This is a genomic window from Cyclonatronum proteinivorum, from assembly GCF_003353065.1.
GTDB lineage: Bacteria > Bacteroidota > Rhodothermia > Balneolales > Cyclonatronaceae > Cyclonatronum > Cyclonatronum proteinivorum.
The window spans coordinates 1,930,272-1,940,000 of record NZ_CP027806.1 but is presented as its reverse complement, the minus strand read 5'-3'; the positions used below and the strand labels follow the sequence as shown (position 1 = coordinate 1,940,000).

General features: G+C 50.7%; 2 protein-coding genes, 2 tRNA genes and 2 rRNA genes (1 of these 6 cut by a window edge). 2 read left to right on the top strand and 4 right to left on the bottom strand.

The window, feature by feature from the left end:
• The 4 genes from CYPRO_RS07520 to CYPRO_RS07505 all read right to left on the bottom strand — a co-directional run.
• A 23S ribosomal RNA gene (locus tag CYPRO_RS07520) occupies nt 1–1,280 on the bottom strand; it reaches 1,618 nt to the left of the window's first position.
• 561 nt (nt 1,281–1,841) lie between these two features.
• Nucleotides 1,842–1,915, bottom strand: a tRNA-Ala gene (locus CYPRO_RS07515).
• Nucleotides 1,916–1,969: 54 nt separating this feature from the next.
• Nucleotides 1,970–2,043: transfer RNA gene (locus CYPRO_RS07510), tRNA-Ile, on the bottom strand.
• 115 nt (nt 2,044–2,158) lie between these two features.
• A 16S ribosomal RNA gene (locus tag CYPRO_RS07505) occupies nt 2,159–3,700 on the bottom strand.
• The 16S and 23S rRNA genes sit together here with 2 tRNA genes alongside, the layout of an rRNA operon.
• Nucleotides 3,701–4,531: 831 nt before the next feature.
• Between CYPRO_RS07505 and CYPRO_RS07500 the strand changes: the two genes are divergently transcribed.
• Complete coding sequence (locus CYPRO_RS07500; RefSeq protein ID WP_114984029.1) at nt 4,532–5,056, top strand: type 1 glutamine amidotransferase domain-containing protein; 525 nt, start codon at nt 4,532–4,534, stop codon at nt 5,054–5,056.
• Nucleotides 5,057–5,308: 252 nt separating this feature from the next.
• Complete coding sequence (gene cas9 / locus CYPRO_RS07495) at nt 5,309–9,727, top strand: type II CRISPR RNA-guided endonuclease Cas9 (RefSeq protein WP_114984028.1); 4,419 nt, start codon at nt 5,309–5,311, stop codon at nt 9,725–9,727.
• The last annotated feature ends 2 nt before the right edge of the window (nt 9,728–9,729 follow it).

Genomic DNA, 9,729 nt, shown 5'->3' with positions numbered 1-9,729 from the left:
TCGCTACTATACGCTCCAGCAGACCTCGCCGGTCTGCCTTCAGCGCCTATAGTATGCTCCCCTACCGATCATTTAGTTAAACTAAACAATCGCACAGCTTCGGCAGCGGGCTTGATGCCCGATCATTTTCGACGCCGGGTCGCTCGACTAGTGAGCTATTACGCACTCTTTAAAGGAATGGCTGCTTCTAAGCCAACCTCCTAGTTGTCTGTGCAACCCAACCTCCTTTGATCAACTTAGCCCGCATTTGGGGGCCTTAGCTGGTGCTCTGGGTTGTTTCCCTCTCGCAGCAGGACGTTATCACCCTGCCGCTGACTGCCTGCCACCACCACACCGGCATTCGGAGTTTGTCAAGGTTTGGTACCCGGTGAAGGGCCCTAGCCTAATCAGTGCTCTACCTCCGGCGGGCTTGGTCAGACGCTATACCTAAATATATTTCGGGGAGTACGAGCTATCTCCAAGTTTGATTAGCCTTTCACCCCTATCCACAGCTCATCCGATAGCTTTTCAACGCTAAACGGTTCGGACCTCCACGAGGTCTTACCCTCGCTTCATCCTGGCCATGGATAGATCACTTGGTTTCGCGTCTGCTGCCATATACTGCGCGCCCTGTTCAGACTCGCTTTCGCTGCGGCTGCCCCGCTGAGCGGGTTAGCCTTGCACATGACAGCAACTCGTAGGCTCATTATGCAAAAGGCACGCCGTCACATCAATATAAATCAATGCTCCGACTGGTTGTAAGCACACGGTTTCAGGTACTGTTTCACTCGCCTTCCCGGCGTTCTTTTCACCTTTCCCTCACGGTACTGGTTCACTATCGGTCATGGGGGAGTATTTAGCCTTACCGGATGGTGCCGGCAGATTCACGCAAGGTTTCACCGGCCTCGCGCTACTCAGGATTCCGCTACGCCCGACTCAGCTTCACCTACAGGGCTTTCACCTTCTGTGGCCGGCCGTTCCAGGCCGTTCGATTCACCTTATCGGTACGATATTGCGGTCCTACTACCCCGTCAGGGCCGTAACCCCAACGGTTTGGGCTGGTCCCCGTTCGCTCGCCACTACTTGGGGAATCACTGTTGTTTTCTTCTCCTAACCCTACTTAGATGTTTCAGTTCGGGTCGTTCGCCTCCGTCATAAATGACGGATCCAGGGGGTTGTCCCATTCGGAAATCCGCGGATCAGCGCTTTTATGCAGCTCCCCGCGGCTTATCGCAGCTTTACACGTCCTTCATCGCCTCCCCATGCCTAGGCATCCACCGTGTGCCCTTGATTCCTTCTGTAGAATTTGCTGTCCGCTTCCACTGTCTCCAGCTTTCACCCGCTACAACCCCGGCGCTTCGCACCAAAATCGCAGCTTCCGGCCCGCGGCCACCAAATCCGTCATCAAGGTGTGATCAGTCCCTAATGGGCTGACCCACACACTTCGTCACGCGTCCACTTCCCTGCACAACCGCCAAGGCGATCCTGCAGCGCATACACGCGCAACGTGCTTGTACTTACTTACTTTACTTCTTTCTTTCAAACCTCAATACGTCAAAGAACAGTGCCTGCAGCTGCACCCGGCACGCATCCAGAAAGATACCACCGCAGCCAGCCTGCCGGCTGTGTTTCCGCCCCGGGAATCGAACCCGGACTCGCGTCCAACGCGGAATCTGTTAATCAAACAATCAGACTTTTCCTCGGTAATTGCACCCGACAGCAAACATCAGCTATTGACTATTGGCTTTGGCGGTTGGCTATTGGCTTTAAACCGGTAGAGAACCCGAACAAACCAAAAAAAACCTCAAACTTCAAAGCACAAACCACAAACTTCAAACCTCAAAACGCTGAACTCGATATCGTGGAGCTAACCGGAGTCGAACCGGTGACCTCCTGCTTGCAAGGCAGGCGCTCTAGCCAGCTGAGCTATAGCCCCTTTAGGATTTTGCACCTGCCGGTGTTGCTTTGCACCTGCCGGCGCTGGTGGTAGTGGGCTTGGGAGGAGTTGAACCTCCGACCTCACGCTTATCAGGCGTGCGCTCTAACCACCTGAGCTACAAGCCCGCTGCGCTTTAAGCCCCGTCACCCTTGCCGGCCTGCGGCCCGCACGGGGTTGGTTCAGGCAATTACTCAGAAGATCGCACAGCTACCTCAAAAGCCGGGCAAACATGCTCCTTAAAAAGGAGGTGATCCAGCCGCACCTTCCGGTACGGCTACCTTGTTACGACTTAGCGCCAGTTATGAGGCTTACCCTGGACACCGGCCTCCCCGAAGGGTTAGCGCGGCGGCGTCAGGTACTCCCCACTTCCATCGCTTGACGGGCGGTGTGTACAAGGCCCGGGAACGTATTCACCGCGTCGTTGCTGATACGCGATTACTAGCGATTCCAACTTCATGGAGTCGGGTTGCAGACTCCAATCCGAACTGGGATTGGCTTTAAGGATTGGCTGCCCCTCGCGGGGTCGCTACCCTCTGTACCAACCATTGTAGCACGTGTGCAGCCCTGGACGTAAGGGCCATGATGACTTGACGTCGTCCCCACCTTCCTCACTACTTGCGTAGGCAGTCTGGCCAGAGTCCCCACCTTTACGTGCTGGTAACTAACCATAGGGGTTGCGCTCGTTGCGGGACTTAACCCAACACCTCACGGCACGAGCTGACGACAGCCATGCAGCACCTTCTGTGGCGCCGGCAAGCCGGTCGGTCACCTTTCGGATCCCTAACCACAAATTTAGCCCAGGTAAGGTTCTTCGCGTTGCATCGAATTAAGCCACATGCTCCACCGCTTGTGCGGGCCCCCGTCAATTCCTTTGAGTTTCATCGTTGCCGACGTACTCCCCAGGTGGTATACTTAATGCGTTAGCTGCAGCACTGATCCTAAAAGGACCAACACCTAGTATACATCGTTTACGGCGTGGACTACCAGGGTATCTAATCCTGTTCGCTACCCACGCTCTCGTGCCTGAGCGTCAGTTGTGACCCGGTTGGCCGCCTACGCCACTGGTGTTCTTCGTAATATCTGTGCATTTCACCGCTACACTACGAATTCCGCCAACCTCTGTCACACTCAAGACTTCCAGTATCCAGGGCCATTTTACCGTTAAGCGGCAAGATTTCACCCCAGACTTAAAAGCCCGCCTGCGCACCCTTTACACCCAATGATTCCGGACAACGCTTGCACCCTCCGTATTACCGCGGCTGCTGGCACGGAGTTAGCCGGTGCTTATTCACCAGGTACCGTCAGGGCCGGTCGAAACCAGCCGGTTCTTCCCTGGTAAAAGCCGTTTACAATCCAAAGGACCTTCTTCCGGCACGCGGCGTGGCTGCGTCAGGCTTTCGCCCATTGCGCAATATTCCTCACTGCTGCCTCCCGTAGGAGTCTGGACCGTGTCTCAGTTCCAGTGTGGGGGACCATCCTCTCAGAACCCCTATGCATCACAGGCTTGGTGAGCCGTTACCTCACCAACTACCTAATGCACCGCAAGCTCATCTACAGGCACCCCGAAGGGCTTTAACAACTGTGGCCATGCGGCCCCGCTGCATTATGCGGTATTAGCCCGGCTTTCGCCGGGTTATCCCCCTCCTGTAGGCAGATTGCTTACGTGTTACGCACCCGTGCGCCAGTCTCATCAGGGGGCAAGCCCCCTGAATCCCCTGCGACTTGCATGTGTTAAGCCCGCCGCCAGCGTTCGTCCTGAGCCAGGATCAAACTCTCCGTTGTAAATTGTTATGCAATTAAGCATCCTAACTAAAAACAACGCATTGTTTGCCTTTGCTTCCTATCATATATCTTTAGAGCGGACATCCGGTAAAACCGAACATCCTAACTCCGGAATCGACTTCTAAGGCTTCGCTATGCGATCTTCTGTCTAATTGTTCACTAAGAAAAAGAACGGTGCAACCTGAAAACGGTGGTGGCAGCGAGCTGCCGAACTTCGTTTTTGTTGCAGATTCCAATGATACGGAATCTTGTAGCCCGTGTCAACACTTAATTTTGAAAGGGCCAAAATTTGTGGCCGCTGTCAAAACCCGTGAGCGCTGGGCGGCCTTAAATATACAACCCAATATCAACCCAACGCAATAGCTTTTTTGAACCAATGAGACAGGGATAAGTTCTGGACAGCGGACGGCGGACGGCGGACGGCAGACAGGCAGACAGGCAGACAGGCAGACCGAAGACCGAAGACCGAAGACGGCGAACCGAAGACAGAGGGCAAAGGACAGACAGCGCGTTTGGAGCTTTGGACAAGGGCGGGCAGAATGGGCAGCGCGGTTCAGGTACTGTAAACGTAATTTGAGATACTAGCACGCTTCAATTTAGAAGTTGACGCGTGTAGGGGCTGCAGCATAGCTATGACGGGTTACAGCTATCATTGGGCATTGGGGTTATTCAATTGCAACATGCTTCCCCATTGAGCCAACAAAGCCGTTATAAGTTTTAACTATTGTGCGGACTGATGTATGTGGCCCAATTGTTTAGGGATTCACATTCTCAAAAAACCTATCAGCCCCGTGCTGATTACTTTATATCAATCCAAAAGGAGAACGTAGCATGAACAAACTTGAAGGAAAGCGTATCCTGATTTTTATCGGCGATATTTATGAAGAACTTGAGCTTTGGTATCCCAAGCTTCGGCTGGAGGAAGAAGGTGCTGAGGTCGTGCTCGCCGGACCCGAGGCCAATACGCGGTACAGCGGCAAAAACGGATATGATGGCAAATCAGATGTCTCGTATCACAATGTTTCGGCTGATGATTTTGACGGGCTTGTCGTACCCGGCGGATATATGCCGGATAAGCTACGGCGCGATCAGAAAGTGCTGGATATCACCGCTGATTTTCACAAGCAGGGTAAAATGATCGCCTTCATTTGTCATGGCGGCTGGATTCCGATCTCTGCAAAAGTCGTGAAGGGTTTCAAACTCACCTCCGTAAACGCCATCAAAGATGATCTCACCAATGCCGGAGCAGAGTGGGTGGATGAACCCGTAGTTGTTGACCGTAATATCATTACATCCAGAACCCCTGTTGATCTGGGTCATTTTGCCAAAGCGATGATTGCTTTTCTAAGCAAGTAATCGCCGGCTGAGTATTACATATATATACCAAAGCCCCGTTTCTTTTTAGGAGCGGGGCTTTTTTTGTGCAGTTACGGGGTGCTGTGAAACACAAACGGTATAAAATAAAAAAAGCCCGGCCGAAACCAGGCTTAGGGTAAATCCCTTCGGCATTATAGCCTTGCTGTGATAAGAACTGATTGGGATTAGTTCTTCGGATGAAATATATTGCTAATTGCTGTTACAGTCAATTATAATATTATTTAATTCATCATGGGTAAAAAAATTCTTGGTCTTGATATGGGCACCAACTCTTTGGGTTGGGCTATCGTGGAGCAACATAACAGGCGTTTCGAACTTGTTGATAAAGGCGTCAAAATATTCCCTTTGGGAGTGAACAGAGATAAATCGGGTGAATCATCCAAAGCAAGCGAACGCACGCAGAAGCGTAGCAGCCGAAGGCTAAAGGCAAGAAAAAGGTACCGTAAATACTTCACCCTCAAAGCCCTTATTGAACATGATCCGCCCCTCTGCCCGCTTAGCCCTGACGAACTTACAGCCTGGAAAAAAAGCGGCTATAAAGCTTATCCGATGGAAGAAGCTTTCCTAAGCTGGCAGCGTACCGATGCGCTTCAACAAGAACACCCTTATGCGTACCGCGATCTTTTTTCCCGGGAAACGCAAGACTGGCGGAACAAGCCGGAGCTTGCCTTTAAACTTGGGCGCGCGTTTTATCACCTCGCACAGCGGCGCGGTTTTGCAAGTAACCGAAAAGACGCCGGAGCTGATGAGCCTCTTGAGGCCGCTAAGCTGCAGTATGAAGAGCTTCTGAGAGATCCCCTGGTTGCTGAAGACGCCCTTCTGCTGAAAGACAAGCTAAGAGACCTGGCTGACATTCACCTTGAAAGCGATGACAAAACGGTAAAAGCATTTGCAAGAAAAATCAGGAAAGTTGCCGGCGGTAATGAAACAGATGCCGATGCGGTGATTGCAGTAACGGAAAGCCTGCTGACCGACAAAGAAAATATGGGGCTTGTGAAGAAAAGCATAACCGAGTTGTCTGAAGCCATAGAAGCAGCCGATTGTGAAACGCTCGGGCAGTACTTTCACCAGCTGATGCAGCAAGACCGCAGCTTGTATGAAAACCGCATCCGAGGCCGCTATACCGAGCGGGAAAGTCATTACGAAGCCGAATTCAACCTGATTGCTGATAAACAGCAGCTCCCCGATGAATTACGGAAGCAGCTGCACCGCGCCATCTTTTTTCAGCGTCCGCTAAAGTCCCAAAAAGGCAGTGTCGGCAAATGCCCGTTTGAGCCGTCAAAATCACGCTGCCCCATCACACATCCGTTGTTTGAGGAATACAGAATGCGCAGTTTTTTGAATAATATTGCTGTTCAGACCGCTGACGATCTTCACATGCGGCCGCTTTCGGAAGCCGAAAAATCCGAAGTTGAGCCTTTATTTTACCGGGTTAGCAAACCGAGTTTTCCCGTTTCGGATATTTTTGACCGGCTTTTTGGAAAAGATACCTACTGTTACAGGAAGGATCACCGTGCTGCGGAATATTCTGTTAAAGTAAATTACAATCCGGCAACTACGGTAAGCGGGTGTCCCTTTACGGGCCGGTTAATGCAGGTTTTCAAAAACAGCCCGGACGAGCACCTGCATTGGAAAACATTAATCGTAAACCGATGGACCGGAAAATCGCTTTCCGAAAATGACATCATTACCCGCTATTGGCAGGCCCTGTATTTTGCCGATACCGCCGGAGACCGCAGCAGCTTCACCGATGTAACCCGCGAAAGCGCGCTGCGCCGTTTTGCCGATACCTTCACCTCCCTTACCGCGCAGGAAACCGCCCGGTTTACAAAAATCCCGCCCTTCCGGAATGATTACGCCAACCTTAGCCTCAAAGCCATCAAGCTTATTCTGCCCTGGCTGCGGGAAGGGCTGATATACAGTCACGCCGTGTTTCTGGCCAAGCTTCCTGAAATCATCAAACCCGAAATATGGGAAAATGCAGCAAATCAGGCTGAGATCACAGAGCAACTGATTTCCATTATTGACGGACACGACGAGCTGCAGCAGCTTTACTTTGCCGTTAATGAAATTGTGCGAAATGTACGGGACGGAAAAATGACCGAACCCGAAAATCCGCATTGGGTAAGGGCAGAACTCGAGCATAAACTCAGCTTTAAATTCGGAAAGAAAACCTGGCAGGAGCATCCCCATCAGCAAAGCCTGATTAGTCAGGCCGTATCTATTTTCAATGCAGCCATGAAAACCGACCGGGATGAGCCCGTCTTTCAGAGAACTGCGCGTTTGGAAGATCGCATTGAAAAGGCCCTTAAGGGTAAGAAAATTGGCGAAGTAGCTGTGGTTGCGTCTCCCAAAATGCTCAAAAAACTTTATCACCCTTCCGCAATTGAGCGCTTTGTGCCGGAAGTGATACTTCGAAAAGGGGAACCGCTGATGAAGGATGGTAAACCGCTGTACGGACTGCCGAATCCCCTGAAATCATCCCTGAAAAATCCGGTCGTGATGCGCTCCTTACAGCAGCTCCGGCAACTGATTAACCATTTGCTGGCCGAAGAGCTGATTGATGAAAAAACAAGCATTCATATTGAGCTGGCGCGTGAACTCAACGACGCCAACAAGCGGAAAGCGATAGAAAACTATCAAAGAAAACGGCAAAATGAGCGGAGCGAGTACCGCGATGAAATTATTCGGTTGTACAAAGAACAAAAGAACCAAACCATCGAACCTACAGAGACCGACATCCAAAAGTATCAGCTTTGGAAGGAGCAAAACGGCATCTGCCTGTACACAGGAGACAAAATTGGCCTGTCCGATTTTATCGGTGATGACCCCAAATATGACATTGAGCACACCCTGCCCCGGAGCCGCACGCTCGATAATTCCATGATGAACAAAACCCTATCCGAGCGCACATTTAACCGGGATGTTAAGCGTAACCGGATGCCCTCAGAGCTGGAGAACTATGACGATTATGTTCAGCGCATCCGCCATTGGGTGGAGAAGGCTGATGCGCTCGAAGACAGAATCAACCGGCTGTCGCGGCGTACCAAAGCTGCAACGACCAAAGACCAAAAAGACAAGCTCATCATGCAGCGACATGAGCTTAGTATGGAACGGGATTACTGGCGCGGTAAAGTAAAAAGGTTTACGGCAACGGAAATACCTGAGGGCTTTAAAATCAGTCAGAAGGTTGATACCGGCATTATTACCCGGTATGCGAAAGACTTTCTGGGAAGCCTGTTCAAAAACCGGCGGGGAAATCCGAATGTTTTTCCCATTAACGGGGAAATGGTAGCACATTTCAGAAAAGCCTGGGGATTGCAGGACTTTTTTAATGATGAAACCGGCCTGTGGGAAATGGCGCCTAAAAACCGTAGCAACCATGCCCATCATGCCATCGATGCCGTAACCATTGCCTGCATTACCCGCGACAGCCATAACCGGCTCTCACATGCCTGGCGCCTGCAGGAAGAAGGTCAGCTCGCTGCCATGCGGGAAGTCCTGCGGGAAACCAAACCATGGGATACCTTCACGACCGATATGCAGCAACTGCATGAAGATTTAATTGTGGTGCACACCGATACCGACAAGCCCAAAAAGCAGGTCCGGAAAATTCTCCGAAAACGGGGTGTGAAGCAGCGCAAACATCACAAACCGGAGGAGTTTATCTATCAGCAGGGGGATACGGCGAGGGGTGCACTGCATGAAGAAACCTTCTATGGCAGAATCATGAATCCGCATGAGCCGGAGAAAAGTAAAGATATGTTTGTGGTGAGGAAGTCCATTGACGGCATGGATGTGAAAGACGCAACAAAAATTATAGACCCCAATATCCGTGAAATTGTACTTCGCGATATACCGCGGCAAAAAGCGCTTAATGACCGTTTAAAAGCCCTTCAAAAGGAAGCTAAAGATGCGGAGGCTGCATCAAAAGCTACGCTCGAAGCTGAGATCAAATCGGTTGAAAATGAAATCAGCCGCTTATTCCACATCCCGCCGAAGAAAGGTAAGACCGTTTGGACCCCTATTCGCAAAGTGCGCATAAAGGCGAAACTGACCGAGCCGCTGCCCGGATTTAAACAGCACCGCGATCAGTCCAAGCATGCTTATAAGCAGCAGCTGTATGTGAATAACAAGGAAAACTATGCGATGGCCATTTACCGCGATGACAAAGGCCGCCATGACTATGCCCTGATTAACCTGATGGAAGCGACGCAGCACCTCAAGGCAAGTCAGCGGGACTTTCGCAGAGAGCAGGACCTGGTAGCGCCGGAAATGAATGGCAAAAGCTTTTTTGGCCTGATCCGGAAAAATACCCTCGTATGCTTTTACCTCGAAAGCCCTGATGAACTGACGGAGCTTTCAGAAAAAGAGCTGACGGATAGGCTCTACAAAGCTGTAAATCTTGAAAAAGACGGAAGGATGAAGTTTCAGTATTTTCAAGAATCACGTGGTAAAATTCAATTCAAATCAGACTTTGAAAATGCAAACGGTAAGTCACCCGAAAAACTAATGATAAGTGGATACTCGAAGTACAAAGCTTCAATTGAACCATTACCATACTATCATATTGGTTCAAAAAACTATCAATTTCTCATCCAAGATTATCATTTCACGATTGATGAAAAAGGAGGCATCACTTTTATCTGAAA

Excerpts from the sequence above, each read along its gene's own strand:
- CYPRO_RS07500 (WP_114984029.1), top strand. The coding sequence starts at position 4,532 with ATGAACAAACTTGAAGGAAAGCGTATCCTGATTTTTATCGGCGATATT.
- cas9 (WP_114984028.1), top strand. The coding sequence starts at position 5,309 with ATGGGTAAAAAAATTCTTGGTCTTGATATGGGCACCAACTCTTTGGGT.